The organism is Streptomyces sp. E2N166 (genome assembly GCF_003671715.1).
GTDB classification, from domain to species: Bacteria; Actinomycetota; Actinomycetes; order Streptomycetales; family Streptomycetaceae; genus Streptomyces; species Streptomyces thinghirensis.
Genome location: NZ_RAIF01000031.1, coordinates 759,893 through 777,002, shown reverse-complemented (window position 1 = coordinate 777,002; position 17,110 = coordinate 759,893). Strand labels below are relative to the sequence as shown.

Sequence of the window (17,110 nt, the reverse complement as noted above, 5' to 3'; positions counted from 1 at the left end):
AAACGGAGAGCACGCGTGACGCGCAGCGTGTACGTGACCGGCATCGACCGCGGCGACGGCCGCCAGGTGGTCGAACTGGGGGTCATGGAGCTCCTGACCCGGCAGGTCGACCGGGTCGGCGTGTTCCGTCCCCTGGTCCACGACGGGCCCGACCGGCTCTTCGAGCTGCTGCGCGCCCGCTACCGGCTCGCGCAGGACCCCGCGACCGTGTACGGCATGGACTACCAGGAGGCGTCCGCGCTCCAGGCCGAGCAGGGCACGGACGAACTGGTGTCCGCGCTGGTGGACCGGTTCCACCTGGCGGCCCGGGACTACGACGTGGTCCTCGTCCTCGGCACCGACTTCGCCGACACCCAGTTCCCGGACGAGCTGTCGCTCAACGCACGGCTCGCCAACGAGTTCGGCGCCTCGGTGCTGCCGGTCGTCGGCGGCCGCAAGCAGACCGCGGAGTCCGTACTGGCCGAGACCGTCAACGCCTTCCGCGCCTACGACGGGCTGGGCTGCGACGTCCTGGCCATGGTGACCAACCGGGTCGCCCGCGAGGACCGGGACCGGATCGCCGAGCGGCTCGCGAACCGGCTGCCGGTGCCGTGCTGGGTGGTACCCGACGAGCCCGCCCTGTCGGCGCCGACCGTCTCGCAGATCGCGCACGCCCTCGGTGCCGAGGTGGTCCTCGGCGACGATTCGGGGCTCGCCCGCGACGCGCTGGACTTCGTCTTCGGCGGGGCCATGCTGCCCAACCTGCTGAGCGCCCTGACCCCGGGCTGCCTGGTCATCACCCCCGGCGACCGCGCCGACCTGGTGATCGGCACGCTCGCCGCGCACAGCGCCGGCACCCCGCCGATAGCCGGCGTCCTGCTGACCCTGAACGAGGTGCCCGGCGACGGCATCCTCACCCTCGCCGCCCGCCTGGCCCCCGGTACGCCGGTGCTCTCGGTGACCGGCAACAGCTTCCCCACCGCCGAGCAGCTGTTCTCCCTGGAGGGCAAGCTCAACGCGGCCACCCCGCGCAAGGCGGAGACCGCCCTCGGCCTCTTCGAGCGGTACGTCGACACCGCCGACCTCAGCAAGCGGGTCTCCGCGCCGAGCAGCGACCGCGTCACGCCGATGATGTTCGAGCACACGCTGCTGGAGCAGGCCCGTTCCGACCTGCGCCGGGTCGTCCTCCCCGAGGGCACCGAGGAGCGGGTGCTGCACGCGGCCGAGGTGCTGCTGCGCCGGGGCGTGTGCGAGCTGACGCTGCTCGGCCCGGTCGAGCAGATCCGCAAGAAGGCCGCCGACCTGGGCATCGACCTGGCCAACGCGCAGTTGATCGACCCCGCGGTGTCCGAGCTGCGCGACACCTTCGCCGAGAAGTACGCCGCCCTGCGCGCCCACAAGGGCGTCACCGTGGAGCTGGCCTACGACGTGGTCTCCGACGTGAACTACTTCGGCACGCTGATGGTGCAGGAGGGCCTCGCCGACGGCATGGTCTCGGGGTCGGTGCACTCGACGGCGGCGACGATCCGTCCGGCGTTCGAGATCATCAAGACCAAGCCGGACGCCTCGATCGTCTCGTCGGTCTTCTTCATGTGCCTGGCCGACAAGGTCCTGGTCTACGGCGACTGCGCGGTCAACCCCGTCCCGGACGCCGAGCAGCTCGCCGACATCGCGACCCAGTCGGCGTCCACGGCGGCGCGGTTCGGGGTGGATCCGCGGATCGCGATGCTGTCGTACTCGACGGGCACGTCCGGTTCCGGCGCGGACGTCGACAAGGTGCGCGAGGCGACGGAGCTGGTCCGCTCGCGCCGCCCGGATCTCAGGATCGAGGGGCCGATCCAGTACGACGCCGCCGTCGAGCCGTCGGTGGCCGCGACGAAGCTGCCCGGCTCGGAGGTCGCCGGGCAGGCCAGCGTGCTGATCTTCCCGGACCTGAACACCGGCAACAACACGTACAAGGCCGTGCAGCGCTCGGCCGGCGCCATCGCGGTGGGCCCGGTGCTCCAGGGTCTGCGCAAGCCGGTCAACGACCTGTCCCGGGGCGCGCTCGTCCAGGACATCGTCAACACCGTCGCCATCACGGCGATCCAGGCCCAGCAGTCCCCCAGTGAGAAGGCGTCCGACCTGTGAGCCCGACCCCGTCCCGCGTCCTCGTCCTCAACTCCGGCTCGTCGTCGGTGAAGTACCAGCTGCTCGACATGCGCGGCGGCGACCGGCTGGCGGCGGGCCTCGTCGAACGGATCGGTGAGAAGAGCGCACGGCTCAAGCACACCCCGGTGGGCGGCGAGAGCCGGGAGTGGAGCGGGTCCGTTCCCGACCACGACGCGGCGCTGAAGGCCGTGGCGGCGGAGCTGGCCAAGGACGGCCTCGGCCTGGACTCGCCCGAGCTGGCCGCGATAGGGCACCGGGTGGTGCACGGCGGGAAGCGGTTCACCGAGCCGACCGTCGTGGACGACGCGGTGCTCGCCGAGATCGAACGGCTGATCCCGGTCGCCCCGCTGCACAACCCGGCGGGCCTCGCCGGCATCCGCACCGCGCAGGCGCTGCGCCCGGACCTGCCGCAGGTCGCCGTCTTCGACACCGCCTTCCACACGACCATGCCGGAGTCCGCGGCCCGCTACGCGATCGACGTCGAGACCGCCGACGCGCACCGCATCCGGCGCTACGGCTTCCACGGCACCTCGCACGCGTACGTCTCGCGGGAGACCGCGAAACTGCTGGGCCGGGCGCCCGAGGACGTGAACGTCATCGTGCTGCACCTGGGCAACGGGGCGTCCGCCTCGGCGGTGCGGGGCGGTCGCTGCGTGGACACCTCCATGGGGCTGACGCCCTTGGAAGGGCTCGTGATGGGTACGCGCTCGGGTGACATGGACCCGGCCGTCATCTTCCATTTGATGCGTGTTGGCGGAATGTCCGCCGACGAGATCGACACTCTTCTCAACAAGAGGAGCGGTCTGATCGGTCTCTGCGGTGACAACGACATGAGGGAGATCCGCCGCCGTGTGGACGCCGGCGACGAGCGGGCGCGCCTGGCCTTCGAGATCTACATTCACCGGCTGAAGAAGTACATCGGCGCCTATTACGCCGTTCTCGGACGGGTGGACGCCGTGGCCTTCACGGCCGGGGTCGGGGAGAACGCGGCGCCGGTGCGGGAGGCCGCGGTGGCGGGCCTGGAAGGGCTCGGCCTGGCGGTCGACGGCGAACTGAACGCCGTACGCGGGGACGGGGCGCGGCTGGTCTCGCCCGCGGACGCGCGGGTGGCGGTGGCCGTGGTGCCGACCGACGAGGAAATGGAGATCGCGACACAGACCTACGCTCTGGTCGAAAAGGAAAGGTGAGGGCACCCGAGGACGGTTGAATAATTCTCTTGTGAGCACCGAGGCGCCCATTTGTATCTTCCGCCAGACGGAATATTCCGCAGCGAAACAAACCGATAGGATCGCCCCATGCGCCGTTCGAAAATCGTCTGTACTCTCGGCCCCGCGGTCGACTCCCACGAGCAGCTGGTATCGCTGATCGAGGCCGGCATGAACGTGGCCCGCTTCAACTTCAGCCACGGCACCCATGCGGAGCACCAGGGGCGTTACGACCGTGTCCGGGCCGCCGCCAAGGAGACCGGCAGGGCCATCGGTGTCCTCGCCGACCTCCAGGGCCCGAAGATCCGCCTGGAGACCTTCGCGGAGGGCCCCGTCGAGCTGGTGCGCGGTGACGAGTTCACCATCACCACCGAGGACGTGCCGGGCGACCGGACGATCTGCGGCACGACGTACAAGGGCCTGCCCGGCGACGTCACCAAGGGCGACCAGGTGCTCATCAACGACGGCAACGTCGAGCTGAAGGTCACCGAGGTCGAGGGCCCGCGGGTGAGGACGATCGTCATCGAGGGCGGCGTCATCTCCGACCACAAGGGCATCAACCTGCCCGGCGCGGCCGTGAACGTGCCCGCGCTGAGCGAGAAGGACATCGAGGACCTCCGGTTCGCGCTGCGGATGGGCTGCGACCTGGTCGCCCTCTCCTTCGTCCGGGACGCCAAGGACGTCGCCGACGTGCACCGCGTGATGGACGAGGAGGGCCGCCGGGTCCCCGTCATCGCCAAGGTGGAGAAGCCGCAGGCGGTGGAGAACATGGAGGGCGTCGTCGCGGCCTTCGACGCCGTCATGGTCGCCCGTGGCGACCTGGCCGTCGAGTACCCGCTCGAGAAGGTCCCCATGGTGCAGAAGCGCCTGATCGAGCTGTGCCGGCGCAACGCCAAGCCGGTGATCGTGGCGACCCAGATGATGGAGTCGATGATCACCAACTCCCGTCCGACCCGCGCCGAGGCCTCCGACGTCGCCAACGCGATCCTGGACGGCGCGGACGCGGTCATGCTGTCGGCGGAGTCGTCGGTGGGCGCGTACCCGATCGAGACGGTCAAGACGATGTCGAAGATCGTCACCGCCGCCGAGCAGGAGCTGCTCTCCAAGGGCCTGCAGCCGCTGGTGCCGGGCAAGAAGCCGCGCACGCAGGGCGGTTCGGTGGCCCGCGCCGCCGCCGAGATCGCCGACTTCCTGGGCGGCAAGGGCCTGGTGGCCTTCACCCAGTCCGGTGACACCGCGCGCCGGCTGTCCCGCTACCGCGCGGCCCAGCCGATCCTCGCCTTCACCACCGACGAGTCCACCCGCAACCAGCTGGCGCTCAGCTGGGGCGTGGAGCCGCACGTGGTGCCGTTCGTGAACAGCACCGACGAGATGGTCGACCTGGTGGACCAGGAGACGATGCGCCTCGGCCGGTTCAACGACGGCGACATCGTCGTGATCACCGCCGGTTCGCCCCCCGGTGTGCCCGGCACCACCAACATGGTCCGCGTGCACCACCTGGGCGAGACCCGCCGCGCCTGACGGTCCCCGCACACGGCTTCCGCCGGCTTCCCGTACGGCGCCGAGGGGCGCCCCCTGCGCGCAGGGGGCGCCCCTCGGACTGTCGCGGCTCCCGGTCGGGCTCGTGGGCGCGCTCGGTCAGGTCGTGTACTGGTGCAGCCCCGGGATGTGGAGCGTGCCGCCGAACTGACCGGCCTGGACGACCGTCACCTTCGTGAAGTAGATGAGCGGGATGTCCAGCGGCGGCGGGTGCTCCGGGTCGAAGGTGATCGGGATCAGCCCGAGCAGGTTGCCCGAGATGCTCTCGGTGTACATCACCGTGTCGCCGTCGCGGATCGTGGACGTGGAGCCCTCGGCCGCCTGCACGTGGTACGTCTTGCCGGCCTGCTCGTCCTTCACCGTCTGGTGCAGGTCGCCGATGTCGGTGCCGTTGGATATGACGTACTTCAGCACCTTCTTGGTGGTGCCGTTGGCCGTCTTCACCTCGACGACGCCCTTGTAGGAGGCGCCCTTCAGCAGCAGGGAGCTGGCGTTGAGCTGCCAGGGGTCGTCGGGCAGCGGCACCGCGTTGTCGACGCCGCCCTCCTCGTCCGTGGCGACCGGGCAGTCGTCCACGTCCGTGCCGGCGCTCTCGGACGCGCTGGGCGTCGGGCTGGGCGAGGCGGTGGCCTCACCGGCCGCTTCCTTCGCCTCCCCGGCCGCCTCGTCCACCGACTCCTCGGTGTCCCCGGCCGCCTCGGACGCCTCGCCGGCCGCGTCCTCGACGGCGCCCTCCGCCGTGCCGGTGACCTTGTCGGCGGCCTTGTCGGTGTCCTTGTCGGTGTCCTTGCCCGTGGTGTCCTTCGCGGGGTCGGACGCGTCGTCGCCGGCGCCGTCCGACGCCGAGGCCGAGGGGGTCGGCGTGGGGCTCGGGCTCTCCTCGTCCTTCTCGCCACCGGTGAGGATGCCTCCGATGGCGTCGCCGATGCCCTCCAGCAGACCGCCGCCGGACTCGGACGGGGACGGCTCCGCGGCGCCCGTGCCGGCCGCCCCCTCGCCCTGCGGCTCCTTGCTCTGCGACTCCTGCGACGCGGAGGGGCTCGGGGCGGGGTCGGTCTTGTCGCCGGCGTCGCCCTTGTCACCCGTGTCGTCCGTTGCGCCCTTGTCGTCGGAACCTGAATCCGACGAAGAGGACTCACCGGTGTCCGCGCCCTTGCCGGATTCCGAGGGGCCGGGCTCCGTCTCGTCGACCTTGTCGCCGTCGGCCCCGTCGGTCGCCGAGGGCGACGGCGTGGGCGACTCGGACGGGCCCTTCTCGGCGTCCTCCAGGGCCGCCACGCAGTCCTTGTACTCGTCGGCCGTCAGGCTGTTCGAGGTCGGCTTCGCGGAGTCGTTGCCGTCGGCGAGGGCCAGCGTCGGTGTGAACCCCATGCCCATGAGGACTGCCGTGGGCATCGCCGCCAGGGCTATCGCCTTCCCGGCCGGCATGTGGAACCTGGTGAACAACGGCTTCTTGGGTGCCGCGTGGCGCGGCCCGGTTCTCGCACGGGACGACTCCACGTCAGTCCCGCGGGTCACCTCGTCAGCCGGCACTGTGCCTCCCGTTCGCCCCGTTGGCCGGGCTCGTTCCTGACAGATCGTTCGGCTCTTGCGCCCCGTCCCGCGGCTGCGGAATCGTGGCGTCGGGCACCGGGGTTCCGGGCGCGGTGGTGCTGGGTACGTCGGTGCCGGGGACCACGCCCTCCGGCGCGTCGCCCCTTCCCTTGCCCTCCACCGGCGGCTCGGCCCGCGGCGGCTCGCCCGGCACCCACGACACGGCCATCGCCCCGCCGATCAGCGAGAGCAGGAAGCCGATGAAGAAGCCGCCGAGGTTGGACACGGGGATGGAGACCAGCGCCAGCAGGATCGCCGCCACGCCCGCGAAGACCCGGACGTGCTTCTGGAACCACAGGCTGACGCCCAGGACGACCAGCAGCACGCCGATGATCAGGGACCCGGCACCCGCGGTGGTGGCCATCGCCAGCGTCAGGTGCCCGATCTGGAGATTCGCGTACGGGAAGTAGGCGATGGGGAGTCCGCCGAGCGCGACGAACAGGCCGGCCCAGAACGGCCGCGCGCCTCGCCAGGCACGGAACTGCAGCCTCCGGCGGGTGAACTGGCCGGCTGCGACAGGAGTCTCGGCGCTCATGGAAAACAGCTCCCTGGTACGGCTTTGCTGTGGTGGAGATGTGGGCCGCGAGTGAAGACGCGGCCGGAGAGTGGACGGGCGGGGGCGCCACCGGCTCCCCCGCCCGTCAGCGAGTGCTTAGTAGCACTCCTTGACACCCTTGGACAGCGACATCTTCAGACCGCTGAGCTTGAAGGTTCCGGCAGTGGTCGCCCACGCCGTCTGCTTCACGTTGGTCAGCGTGGCCGAGTCGGCCTGCTGCGCGAATCCGAACGGGTTCGCGGTGTCGCCCTTCTTGATGCCGGGACCCTTGCTGGCGTCCTTGGCGGCCACGCCGATGTCGATGCCGCGGAAGGTGGCATCGGCCTCGAGTTCCTCGACGTCGATGTACAGGTTCTGGGCCTCGACCGGCTTGGCGCCACCGCCGGCCTTCAACATGAGGCTGACCGAGCCGATCAGCGGGATGTCCGGGGTGACCACGGACTGGCACATGTTCTTGATCGACGCGGACTTGAACGCCGAGACGGCGACGGGGTGAGCCGTCTTCTTGCCGTCGAGCGTGTAGCCCGAGTCGATGGCCCCGTACTGGGAGAAGCCCGTACCGTCGAGCCGGTCCGCCGTCACCTTGAACGACTGACCGGAGACGCTGAACGACGCGGCCAGGGCACCCTGCCCCAGCGCGACGCCTATCGCAGCCGTGGCGGCCACGCTGGGCACCATCACCACAGCGAACCGCTTCCATCTGGTCCCGCCACGCACCTGGGACTCCATATTTCCTCCTTCTCGGACGTACATCTCCTGGCCTCGGCCCGCCCCGGGATCGGCGGCTCGGCCTGGCAGGGATGGGAGAAGTGCTACGTCCTCGGGAAGGAGAGCGCCCGTACTCGGCGGCGCGTACAACACGCCCGAATCACCGGCGATCACCCCCGAGCGACAACCACTGGTCGCGCCTGACACGCATCACGCACAACCCTGCTGGACAGGCTTCGCCGGGTGGACGAAGACCCCCCTGCCCAAGAGCCGGCTCCACTGCCGCCGGCTCTGCTCGGTGGGGACCCAGGAACCCCCGCGACCCGACTGGCTTTCGGGGTGCGGGAATGGACCGAGCGTCGCCGATCGTGGTGCATTCTCGCCGCCGACACAAGGGGGTTCGTTACTCACTAGTAACGGCCGGATAACCGCGGGACGACACACCGGCCCCGAACGGCGACGCTCGGTGCGTCACGGGGGCGGAACAAAACAATTGATCGCTGGACAGAATCCGACAGACCGACGCCGCTGACTTACTGGCAGTAACAGCGGCCGCGATTGCCAAGATTTGGCAAAGCGCGGCCGCACTGGCGTCCCGTCGACAGCTCTTTCACTCGGGCACCACCCGGACGAACGGTCGGTGACCGGTCGACGAAAGGTGCCCGGAGCGCCGCTAGTACAGGGCGCGGGCCAGCGCCCTGCGCGCCACGGCAACCCGCGGATCGTCGGCGCCGACCACCTCGAACAGCTCCAGCAGCCGCAGCCGTACGGCGTCCCGGTCGTCCCCGGCCGTGACGCGCACCGTGTCGATGAGGCGCCCGAAGGCGTCCTCCACGTGACCGCCCACCAGATCCAGGTCGGCGGCGGCGATCTGGGCCTGGGCGTCGCCCGGCCTGTCGGCCGCGTCCTGACGGACCCGCTGCGGGTCGGCGCTCTGCACGCGCTGGAGCAACTCGGCCTGGGCCAGGCCGAGTTTGGCCTCCGTGTTGCCCGGGTCCTCGCCGAGCACGTTCTTGTACGCCTGGACGGCTCCGGCCAGGTCGCCGGCGTCCAGCGCCTGCACGGCGGCCTCCAGGGCCGCGTCGTGCGGACCGGCCGGACGCTCGGGGGCGGCGGCGGGCTGCGCGCCCGGCTCCGCATCGGGGTCGACGGCGAGACCGGTCAGGCCGAAGCGCTCCTCGGCGACCTGCACCAACTGGTCCAGGGTCTGGCGGATCTGCGTCTCACCGGCGGCGCCCTGGAAGAGCGGCAGCGCCTGTCCGGCCACGACCGCGAACACGGCCGGGATGCCCTGGACACCGAACTGCTGCATCAGCATCTGGTTGGCATCGACGTCGATCTTGGCGAGGACGAACCGGCCGCTGTACTCGACGGCGAGGCGTTCGAGCACCGGGCTCAACTGCTTGCAGGGCTCGCACCACTCGGCCCAGAAGTCGATGACGACCGGGACCTCGGTGGACCGCTGCAGGACTTCACTCTCGAAGCCGGCCTCGTCGACGTCGATGACGAGATCGGCCGGGGAGACGGCTCCCGTCCCACCGTGCCGGGCCGCCTCGGCGCGCGCCTGCTCCGCCTTCGCCTTGGCCTCCTGGGCCTGCTTCACCGCGGCGAGGTCGACGACCCCGCTCATGGACATGTTCCGTGGCTGCATGGGTCTATCCTCCCCCGTACTCCGCGCGTGCGTGAAAAGCGGGTCGAAAGCCCGCCCTGAAGTGTTCCGCCGGCGCCGGGTCCCCACCCGCGCCCATGGTCGTCGCTGGGGCACGGGCGTGCGGGGCCCGTGCTTTCGCTACGACCCGTAGCGTAATGCCACGACGGGCCGCGGGAACACTCCCTCCCCGTGATCTCCCTCACGGTCACTCGCGGGTTACCCGCCGGTTAAGGTCGGGGAATGCAGAGCAGTACCCCCGCCGGCCGTACCGGGCGCCCTCGCAGCGCCGCGGCGGACACCGCGATCCTGGCCGCGACGCGGGCGGCCCTGGTCGACCTGGGCTGGTCGAAGCTCACCCTGGGAGACGTGGCGACGCGGGCCGGGGTTGCCAAGACGACGCTCTATCGCCGCTGGGCGGGCAAGAACGAGCTGGTGGTCGACGCGGTCGCCGAGCTGTTCGACGAGCTGCGGCTCCCCGACCGCGGCTCCCTGGCCGCCGACATCGAGGGCGTGGTGCTCCAGTTCGCGGCGATCCTGGCCCGCCCGGAGGCCAAGAGCGGCCTGATGGCGGTGGTCGCCGAGTCCACGCGGGACGACGCGCTGCGCGAGCGCATCCGCACGTCGATCGTGGAACGGCAGAAGCGACTGGTCCTGGAGGGCAGGGCACGCGCCCAGACACGCGGCGAACTGCCCCCCGAGACCGACCCGGCCGAGGCCGCCCGCACCGCGGACCTCATCTTCGACGTGGTGGCGGGCGCCGTGGTCCACCGCACCCTGGTGAGCGCGGAACCGGCGGACGGGGAGTGGGTGCGGGACCTGACGCAGGTGCTGCTGTGGGGGCTGGCCTCCCAGCCGGCCGAGTCGGACGGTGGGTGAGCTTCCAGCCGACCGGGCCGGAGCGCGGGTTTCCTTCCGACCGGCCGAGTCGAGAGGTGGGCGGGCACAGGCCGGGGCCCAGGGGCGGAGTCTCCTGGTGACGCCCGCACCGGCACCGTGCGCCTAGAACCCCGCCGGTTCCGTGTACACCCCCCACTCGTCCCGCAGCACGCCGCAGATCTCCCCCAGCGTCGCCTCCGCCCGCACCGCGTCCAGCATCGGCTCGATCATGTTCCCGCCGGAGCGCGCCGCGGCCAGCATGCCGTCCAGCGCGCCGCGCACGGCCGCGTCGTCTCGAGCGGCCTTGCGCTCGCCGAGCACCCGCACCTGCTCCCGCTCGACCTCGTGACTGACCCGCAGGATCTCCAGGTCACCGGTGACGGAACCCGTGTGGACGTTGACGCCGACGACCCTCTTGTCGTCCTTCTCCAGGGACTGCTGGTAGCGGAAGGCGGACTCGGCGATCTCGCCGGTGAACCAGCCGTCCTCGATGCCGCGCAGGATGCCGGAGGTGACCGGCCCGATCGGATGCCGTCCGTCGGGGTGGGCCCGCAGCCCCCGCTCCTTGATCTGCTCGAAGATCTTCTCGGCGTCCGCCTCGATCCGGTCCGTGAGCTGCTCGACGAACCAGGAACCGCCCAGCGGGTCGGCGACGTTGGCGACGCCCGTCTCCTCCATCAGCACCTGCTGGGTGCGCAGGGCGATCTCGGCGGCCTGCTCGCTGGGCAGGGCGAGGGTCTCGTCCAGGGCGTTGGTGTGCAGGGAGTTGGTGCCGCCGAGCACCGCCGCGAGGGCCTCCACCGCCGTACGGACCACGTTGTTGTAGGGCTGCTGGGCGGTGAGCGAGACGCCGGCGGTCTGCGTGTGGAAACGCAGCCACTGCGCCTTGTCGGACCGCGCGCCGTACACGTCCCGCATCCAGCGGGCCCAGATGCGACGGGCCGCCCGGAACTTGGCGATCTCCTCGAAGAAGTCGAGGTGCGCGTCGAAGAAGAAGGAGAGGCCGGGGGCGAAGACGTCGACGTCCAGTCCGCGGGACAGGCCCAGCTCCACGTACCCGAAGCCGTCCGCCAGCGTGTACGCCAGTTCCTGCGCGGCCGTCGAACCGGCCTCGCGGATGTGGTAGCCGGAGACGGAGAGCGGCTTGTAGTCGGGGATGCCGGCCGCGCAGTACTCCATCAGGTCGCCGATCAGGCGCAGGTGCGGCTCGGGCTGGAAGAGCCACTCCTTCTGGGCGATGTACTCCTTGAAGATGTCGGTCTGGAGCGTGCCGTTGAGCACGGACGCGTCCACGCCCTGCCGTTCCGCGGCGACCAGGTACATGCAGAAGACGGGCACGGCGGGCCCGCTGATCGTCATGGAGGTCGTCACGTCGCCGAGCGGGATGTCGTCGAACAGCACCTCCATGTCGGCGGCCGAGTCGATGGCCACCCCGCAGTGCCCGACCTCGCCGAGGGAGCGGGGGTCGTCGGAGTCGCGGCCCATCAGCGTCGGCATGTCGAAGGCGACCGAGAGCCCGCCTCCGCCGTTGCGGAGGATCATCTTGTAGCGCTCGTTGGTCTGCTCGGCGTTGCCGAACCCGGCGAACTGCCGGATGGTCCACGTCCGGCCCCGGTAGCCGGTCGGATGCAGGCCGCGGGTGAAGGGGTACTCCCCCGGCCAGCCGATCCGCTCGAAGCCCTCGTACTCGTCCCCGGGCCGGGGACCGTACACCGGCTCCACGGGATCGCCGGAGAGCGTGGTGAAGTCCGCGTCGCGCTTGCGCGCCGCGTCGTACCGGGCCTGCCAGCGAAGGCGGCCCTCCTCTATGGCGTGAGCGTCCATACCCTCGAATTTACTAGGACGTCCAAGTAAATGTCGATGGGGTACCGCCGTACGGGTGCCCGTACGGCGGTGAGAGGGCTTGACAGGGCCGGTCAGGACCTGGCAGCGCCTGGCAGCGCTTGTCTAGGCCTTGGCGACCGCGGGCGCCTCGGTCGCGGCGACCTTGGCCTCCAGCTCCTGGCTGACCCTGCGCTCCACGAAGAACGCGGCGGTCGGGATGGTCCCGGCCAGCAGCACCCACAGCTGCTTGCTGACCTTCCACTTCGCCTTGGCGCCCAGGTCGAAGGCGAAGACGAGGTAGACGACGTACAGCCAGCCGTGCGCGATGCTGACGATGCGGGTGAAGTCGGCGGCACCGTCCATGTCCAGCAGATACTTGGCGATCATGCCGAGGCAGAGCAGGATCAGCAGCACACCGGTGACGTACGCCATGACCCGGTAGCGGGTCAGCACGCTCTTTTTCATGCGTACGAGCGTAACCGCCCGATTCGCGCGATCTTCGGGCGGGCCCGGCGACTCGCTCAGGCCTCCTCGAAGTCCCCCGCGGCGACCCGCAGCGGCCTGAGCATGGCGAAGATCTCGCCGCACTCCTCGGCGTCGTACGCGCCCAGGCCGAAGTCCATCGCCATGAGGTCGCGGGTGGCCGCCTCGACCACCTCACGGCCCTTGTCGGTGATGGTGGCGAGCGTGCCGCGGCCGTCGTTCGGGTTGGGGCGCTTGTCCACCAGGCCCGACCTCACCAGCCGGTCGACGGTGTTCGTCACGGAGGTGGGGTGCACCATGAGGCGCTCACCGATCTTGGACATCGGCAGTTCGCCCGACTTGGAGAAGGTGAGCAGCACCAGCGCCTCGTAGCGCGCGAAGGTCAGTCCGTACGGCTTGACCACCGCGTCCACCTCGGCCAGCAGGATCTGATGCGCCCGCATGATCGAGGTGATGGCGGACATGGAGGGCACGCCGCCCCAGCGCTGCTTCCAGAGTTCGTCGGCACGGGCGATGGGATCGAAGGAGAGACTGAGGGGCTTCGGCACGGCAACAGACCATACCGGCCGGTCACATGCCGGTCAGCCCCGTCTCGCCTTTCGATACCACCGCCCGCCGCGCACGGCTACCCGGCGAGATGCCGCTCCACGGTGTCGACCTTCGACGTGAGGCCGTCCGTCACACCGGGGCGGATGTCCGCCTTGAGGACCAGGGAAACGCGCGGCGCCCGCGCCTCGACGGCGGCGACGGCCCGCCGGACGACGTCCATGACCTCGTCCCACTCGCCCTCGACGGACGTGAACATCGCGTCGGTGCGGTTCGGCAGCCCCGACTCGCGGACCACCCGGACGGCGTCGGCGACGTACTCCCCCACGTCCTCACCGACGCCGAGCGGCGTCACGGAGAAGGCGACGATCACGCGCCCACGATCCCTTCCTGGCGGGCGCGGGAGGCGATGACCGCGCTCTCGGCCTCACGCTTGAGCCTGCGCTCGGCGAAGAAGCCGCCGGTGGGCAGGACCGACATGACGAAGTAGAAGGCGGCGGTGCCGAAGGACCACTTGGCGCGGTTCCAGGCGTCCGCCCAGAAGATCACGTAGAGGACGAAGAGAACGCCGTGGACCATGCCCATCACGGGCACCGCGTTGAAGTCCGTGGTCCGCTTCAGGACGGAGCAGACCAGCAGCAGGAGGAACGAGATCGCCTCGGGGCCGGAGACCAGGCGGAGGCGGCGGAGGGCGGAGGCGGTCTTGAGGTCCACGGGTCACCTTCGGTGGGAGGGGGATCGGGCGAGGGGTCGATGCGTCGGGCACCGCCGGACAGGGCAGTTTGTGAACGTGCGCACAAGCGCGCGTCCATTGTGGCAAACCGCCGACGCGCCCGGGCGAGGGGGGCGGGAACCTGTTGGCGGGGCCGCCCGGCGGGCTACCTTCGCATTTGTGGCGATGTTCCGACTTCAAGACAGCAAGGTACTCGCCGTCGACATGACCGGGGACGCCGTGAAGGCGAAGAACGGCTCGATGGTCGCGTACGACGGTGAGATGGCCTTCAAGAAGCTGAGCGGCGGCGGTGAGGGGATCCGGGGCATGGTGACCCGGCGGATCACCGGCGAGCAGATGACGGTGATGGAGGTGAAGGGGCACGGGACCTGCTGGTTCGCGGACCGGGCCTCGGAGATCAACCTCGTGGGTCTCCAGGGCGACACGCTGTACGTCGAGTCCAGCAACTTCCTCGCGGCCGACGCCGGGCTGCGGACCGGCACCAGCTTCACGGGAACGCGCGGCGCCTCCCAGGGCAACGGGCTGTTCACCACGACCGTGGAGGGCCACGGGCAGGTGGCGATCATGTCGGACGGGCCGGCGGTGGTGCTGCGGGTCAGCACCCAGTACCCGCTGACGGTCGACCCGGGGGCGTACGTCGCGCACCAGGGGAACCTGCGGCAGTCCTTCCAGTCGGGTGTGACGTTCCGCACGCTGCTCGGGGAGGGCGGCGGCGAGGCCTTCCAGATCCGCTTCGAGGGCGACGGCCTGGTGTACGTGCAGCCGAGCGAGCGGAACACGATCGCGGGGGATGTGTGAGATGGCCTTCCAGGAGATCAACTCCAAGGTGGTGCAGGCGACCGTGGCGCCCGGGCAGCGGCTGTTCAGTCAGCGCGGCGCGATGCTCGCCTACCAGGGCGAGGTGTCCTTCACCCCCAACGTGCGGGGCGGCCAGGGCGGCGTCATGTCGATGATCGGCCGCCGGGTGGCGAACGAGGACACGCCGCTGATGACCGTCGAGGGCAGCGGCACCGTGCTCTTCGGGCACGGCGGCCACCATGTGCAGGTGATCGGTCTCGCCGGCGACATCCTGTACGTCGAGGCGGACCGCCTCCTCGCCTTCGAGGGCACCCTGGAGCAGGGCACCGTGTTCCTGGGCTCGCAGGGCGGCGTCATGGGCATGGTGCGCGGGCAGGTCAGCGGTCAGGGGCTGTTCACGACGACACTGAAGGGCCACGGCTCGGTGGCGGTGATGGCCCACGGGGGCGTCTTCGAGATCCCCATCACCCCGCAGCGCCCGGTGCGCGTCGACCCGCAGGCCTACGTCGCCCACCACGGCGAGGTACGCAACAGGCTGTCCACGGCGATGGGCTGGCGGGACATGGTGGGGCGCGGCTCCGGCGAGGCGTTCCAGCTGGAGCTGAGCGGCAGCGGCACGGTGTTCGTCCAGGCGTCCGAGGAGAAGCTGTGAGCACGGTCCACCACGACCCGGCGACGCTGCCGGCCGACGACAACGTCAACGCGTACACCTTCTGCGTGGAGCTCAGGGGGAGCCAGTGGTTCCTGCAGAAGGGGAAGATGATCGCCTACTACGGGACGCTCGAGTTCAACGGGATCGGGCACGGCCGGCTGGACCGTCTGATGCGCACGTCCTTCCATTCGCCTCTGCACGCGAGCGACTGGGTCGTGGCGGAGGGCTCGGGCAAGATGCTCCTCGCCGACCGGGCCTTCGATGTGAATTCGTATGACCTCGAAGACGGCAACCTGACCATTCGCTCGGGCAACTTGCTTGCTTTTCAGCCAAGTCTCGCCCTCAAGCAGTCGATCGTGCCGGGTTTTCTGACACTCATCGGAACCGGAAAGTTCGTGGCCGCGTCAAACGGTCCGGTGGTGTTCATGGAACCCCCGATCCGGGTCGATCCCCAGGCCCTGGTCGGCTGGGCCGACTGCCCGTCACCGTGCCATCACTACGACCACGGGTACATGACCGGCCTGATGGGCGGTCTACGTGCGATGACGGGGCTCGGCGGGGCCTCCGGGGAGGAGCACCAGTTCGAGTTCGTGGGGGCGGGGACGGTGCTGCTGCAGTCGAGCGAGGCGCTGATGGCGGAGCAGGCCACGGGGGCCACTCCGCAGCAGGCGGGGGTGCCCGGCGGTGGCGCGTCCGGAGCGGCCGGAGGCCGGTCCGGGGTACCGGGGCTTCCCGGACAGCTGGGGGACCTCCAGCGCCGCTTCGGGCTGTGAGCGGTAATCTGCGGAGTGTGACATCGAACGCGTGCGCACCGTCACCGTCACGGAAAACCCCTCACTAGTTCGCCTTTCAACCTTTTAGGTAGACTTCATTCATGGAGACCGAGACGGCCACCCGCTGGCTGACCGATACGGAGCAGTGTGCCTGGCGCACCCACCTGGAGGTCAACAGGCTGTTGACGCACCAGCTCGAGAAGGACCTGCAGCCGTTCGGCCTGACAATGAACGACTACGAGATCCTGGTGAACCTCTCCGAGTCGGAGGGCGACAGAATGCGGATGAGCGACCTGGCCACCGCCACGATGCAGTCCAAGAGCCGCCTCTCCCACCAGGTCACCCGCATGGAGAACGCGGATCTGGTCCGGCGGGAGAACTGCGAGTCCGACCGCCGCGGGCTCTACGCCGTCCTCACCGAGCACGGCCTGGAGACGATGCGGAAGGTCGCGCCGCACCACGTGGCGTCCGTTCGCAGGCACTTCATCGACCTGCTGGCCCCCGAGGCCCTGACCGAGCTCGACAAGGCGCTCAAACCGATCGCGGAGCACCTGCGGGGGCAGCGCGGACGCCCCTGATCATGCCCTCGACCACGCCCTCGCGGGCCGTGAAGGCGGCCTAGGCACCCGGCAGGCGGAGCTCGAACAGGGCGCCGCCTGCCGGTGCTTCGTGGACGGTGAGCGTGCCGCCGTGCCGCACGGCGACGTCACGGGCGATGGCCAGCCCCAGCCCCGCCCCGCCGTCGTCGCGACTGCGGGCGGCGTCGAGCCTGACGAACCTCTCGAAGATCCGCTCCCGGTCGGCCGCCGGCACACCCTCCCCGTCGTCGGCCACCGCGACCACGGCCGCGTCACCGTCCCGCCGGACGGACACCTCCACCGCCGAGCGGGCGTGCCGCTGCGCGTTGTCGAGCAGGTTGGCCAGCACCCGCCCCAGCTGCCCCCGCGACCCGGCCACCGTCACCCCGCCCGCGTCGTCGCCCTCGGCCCGCACGCTCACCCCGCTCCGGCCCCCGGCCTCCTCCCGCGCGAGCGCCGCGAGGT

At 70.4% G+C, this 17,110-nt stretch carries 18 protein-coding genes; 8 read left to right on the top strand and 10 right to left on the bottom strand.

Annotated features, from left to right (window positions below; genetic code table 11):
• Positions 1-15 precede the first annotated feature (15 nt).
• The 3 genes from pta to pyk all read left to right on the top strand — a co-directional run bounded on the left by pta (position 16) and on the right by pyk (position 4,856).
• On the top strand, positions 16-2,109 hold the full coding sequence (pta, locus tag EBH09_RS25635; RefSeq protein ID WP_121749258.1) for a phosphate acetyltransferase: 2,094 nt from the start codon (positions 16-18) through the stop codon (positions 2,107-2,109).
• Complete coding sequence (locus EBH09_RS25630) at positions 2,106-3,317, top strand: acetate kinase (protein WP_121749257.1); 1,212 nt, start codon at positions 2,106-2,108, stop codon at positions 3,315-3,317. Before pta ends, EBH09_RS25630 begins: the two co-directional genes overlap by 4 nt.
• Positions 3,318-3,425: 108 nt before the next feature.
• Positions 3,426-4,856, top strand: a complete 1,431-nt coding sequence (pyk, locus tag EBH09_RS25625; protein WP_121749256.1) for a pyruvate kinase — start codon at positions 3,426-3,428, stop codon at positions 4,854-4,856.
• Positions 4,857-4,973: 117 nt separating this feature from the next.
• Here pyk and EBH09_RS25620 read toward each other — a convergent pair whose 3' ends face one another.
• From EBH09_RS25620 to EBH09_RS25605, 4 genes are all read right to left on the bottom strand, one after another.
• A complete protein-coding gene (locus tag EBH09_RS25620; protein ID WP_193776529.1) occupies positions 4,974-6,407 on the bottom strand; it encodes a hypothetical protein in 1,434 nt (477 codons plus the stop codon).
• Positions 6,397-7,002 (bottom strand): DUF6114 domain-containing protein, encoded by a 606-nt coding sequence (locus EBH09_RS25615; RefSeq protein WP_121749255.1) that lies wholly within the window; start codon positions 7,000-7,002, stop codon positions 6,397-6,399. The genes EBH09_RS25620 and EBH09_RS25615 overlap by 11 nt, the downstream gene beginning before the upstream one ends.
• A 117-nt stretch (positions 7,003-7,119) precedes the next feature.
• Complete coding sequence (locus tag EBH09_RS25610; protein ID WP_121749254.1) at positions 7,120-7,752, bottom strand: DUF6230 family protein; 633 nt, start codon at positions 7,750-7,752, stop codon at positions 7,120-7,122.
• Positions 7,753-8,404: 652 nt separating this feature from the next.
• Positions 8,405-9,382 carry a tetratricopeptide repeat protein gene (locus EBH09_RS25605; protein WP_193776528.1) on the bottom strand — a complete coding sequence of 326 codons (978 nt, stop codon included), beginning with the start codon at positions 9,380-9,382 and terminating at the stop codon, positions 8,405-8,407.
• A gap of 240 nt (positions 9,383-9,622) precedes the next feature.
• Here EBH09_RS25605 and EBH09_RS25600 point away from each other — a divergent pair, with 240 nt between their 5' ends.
• Complete coding sequence (locus EBH09_RS25600; protein WP_121749253.1) at positions 9,623-10,258, top strand: TetR/AcrR family transcriptional regulator; 636 nt, start codon at positions 9,623-9,625, stop codon at positions 10,256-10,258.
• Positions 10,259-10,381: 123 nt separating this feature from the next.
• Here EBH09_RS25600 and EBH09_RS25595 read toward each other — a convergent pair whose 3' ends face one another.
• The 5 genes from EBH09_RS25595 to EBH09_RS25575 all read right to left on the bottom strand — a co-directional run bounded on the left by EBH09_RS25595 (position 10,382) and on the right by EBH09_RS25575 (position 13,825).
• Positions 10,382-12,082, bottom strand: coding sequence for a methylmalonyl-CoA mutase family protein (locus EBH09_RS25595; protein WP_121749252.1), 1,701 nt, complete (start codon positions 12,080-12,082; stop codon positions 10,382-10,384).
• Positions 12,083-12,205: 123 nt separating this feature from the next.
• Complete coding sequence (locus EBH09_RS25590) at positions 12,206-12,547, bottom strand: DUF3817 domain-containing protein (protein WP_121749251.1); 342 nt, start codon at positions 12,545-12,547, stop codon at positions 12,206-12,208.
• A gap of 56 nt (positions 12,548-12,603) precedes the next feature.
• Positions 12,604-13,113: a MarR family transcriptional regulator gene (locus EBH09_RS25585; protein WP_121749250.1), complete on the bottom strand. Its 510-nt coding sequence runs from the start codon at positions 13,111-13,113 to the stop codon at positions 12,604-12,606.
• 77 nt (positions 13,114-13,190) lie between these two features.
• Positions 13,191-13,484 (bottom strand): MTH1187 family thiamine-binding protein, encoded by a 294-nt coding sequence (locus EBH09_RS25580; protein ID WP_053137231.1) that lies wholly within the window; start codon positions 13,482-13,484, stop codon positions 13,191-13,193.
• Positions 13,481-13,825 carry a DUF3817 domain-containing protein gene (locus tag EBH09_RS25575; protein ID WP_121749249.1) on the bottom strand — a complete coding sequence of 115 codons (345 nt, stop codon included), beginning with the start codon at positions 13,823-13,825 and terminating at the stop codon, positions 13,481-13,483. Before EBH09_RS25575 ends, EBH09_RS25580 begins: the two co-directional genes overlap by 4 nt.
• A gap of 184 nt (positions 13,826-14,009) precedes the next feature.
• Between EBH09_RS25575 and EBH09_RS25570 the strand changes: the two genes are divergently transcribed.
• The 4 genes from EBH09_RS25570 to EBH09_RS25555 all read left to right on the top strand — a co-directional run bounded on the left by EBH09_RS25570 (position 14,010) and on the right by EBH09_RS25555 (position 16,645).
• Positions 14,010-14,642, top strand: a complete 633-nt coding sequence (locus tag EBH09_RS25570) for an AIM24 family protein (protein WP_121749248.1) — start codon at positions 14,010-14,012, stop codon at positions 14,640-14,642.
• A gap of 1 nt (position 14,643) precedes the next feature.
• Positions 14,644-15,294, top strand: a complete 651-nt coding sequence (locus EBH09_RS25565) for an AIM24 family protein (protein ID WP_121749247.1) — start codon at positions 14,644-14,646, stop codon at positions 15,292-15,294.
• Positions 15,291-16,067, top strand: coding sequence for an AIM24 family protein (locus tag EBH09_RS25560; RefSeq protein ID WP_121749246.1), 777 nt, complete (start codon positions 15,291-15,293; stop codon positions 16,065-16,067). The genes EBH09_RS25565 and EBH09_RS25560 overlap by 4 nt, the downstream gene beginning before the upstream one ends.
• 101 nt (positions 16,068-16,168) lie before the next feature.
• Positions 16,169-16,645 carry a MarR family transcriptional regulator gene (locus EBH09_RS25555; protein WP_055421897.1) on the top strand — a complete coding sequence of 159 codons (477 nt, stop codon included), beginning with the start codon at positions 16,169-16,171 and terminating at the stop codon, positions 16,643-16,645.
• Positions 16,646-16,685: 40 nt separating this feature from the next.
• Here the strand turns inward: EBH09_RS25555 and EBH09_RS25550 are convergent.
• Positions 16,686-17,110 (bottom strand): ATP-binding protein (locus EBH09_RS25550; protein ID WP_238697440.1); only part of this gene is annotated, 425 nt, incomplete at its 5' end.

Bases quoted from the DNA above. Each gene is read 5' to 3' on its own strand.
- pyk (WP_121749256.1), top strand. From the start codon at position 3,426: ATGCGCCGTTCGAAAATCGTCTGTACTCTCGGCCCCGCGGTCGACTCC.
- EBH09_RS25615 (WP_121749255.1), bottom strand. From the start codon at position 7,002: ATGAGCGCCGAGACTCCTGTCGCAGCCGGCCAGTTCACCCGCCGGAGG.
- EBH09_RS25610 (WP_121749254.1), bottom strand. From the start codon at position 7,752: ATGGAGTCCCAGGTGCGTGGCGGGACCAGATGGAAGCGGTTCGCTGTG.
- EBH09_RS25605 (WP_193776528.1), bottom strand. From the start codon at position 9,382: ATGCAGCCACGGAACATGTCCATGAGCGGGGTCGTCGACCTCGCCGCG.
- EBH09_RS25600 (WP_121749253.1), top strand. From the start codon at position 9,623: ATGCAGAGCAGTACCCCCGCCGGCCGTACCGGGCGCCCTCGCAGCGCC.
- EBH09_RS25595 (WP_121749252.1), bottom strand. From the start codon at position 12,082: ATGGACGCTCACGCCATAGAGGAGGGCCGCCTTCGCTGGCAGGCCCGG.
- EBH09_RS25590 (WP_121749251.1), bottom strand. From the start codon at position 12,547: ATGAAAAAGAGCGTGCTGACCCGCTACCGGGTCATGGCGTACGTCACC.
- EBH09_RS25570 (WP_121749248.1), top strand. From the start codon at position 14,010: ATGTTCCGACTTCAAGACAGCAAGGTACTCGCCGTCGACATGACCGGG.
- EBH09_RS25565 (WP_121749247.1), top strand. From the start codon at position 14,644: ATGGCCTTCCAGGAGATCAACTCCAAGGTGGTGCAGGCGACCGTGGCG.
- EBH09_RS25555 (WP_055421897.1), top strand. From the start codon at position 16,169: ATGGAGACCGAGACGGCCACCCGCTGGCTGACCGATACGGAGCAGTGT.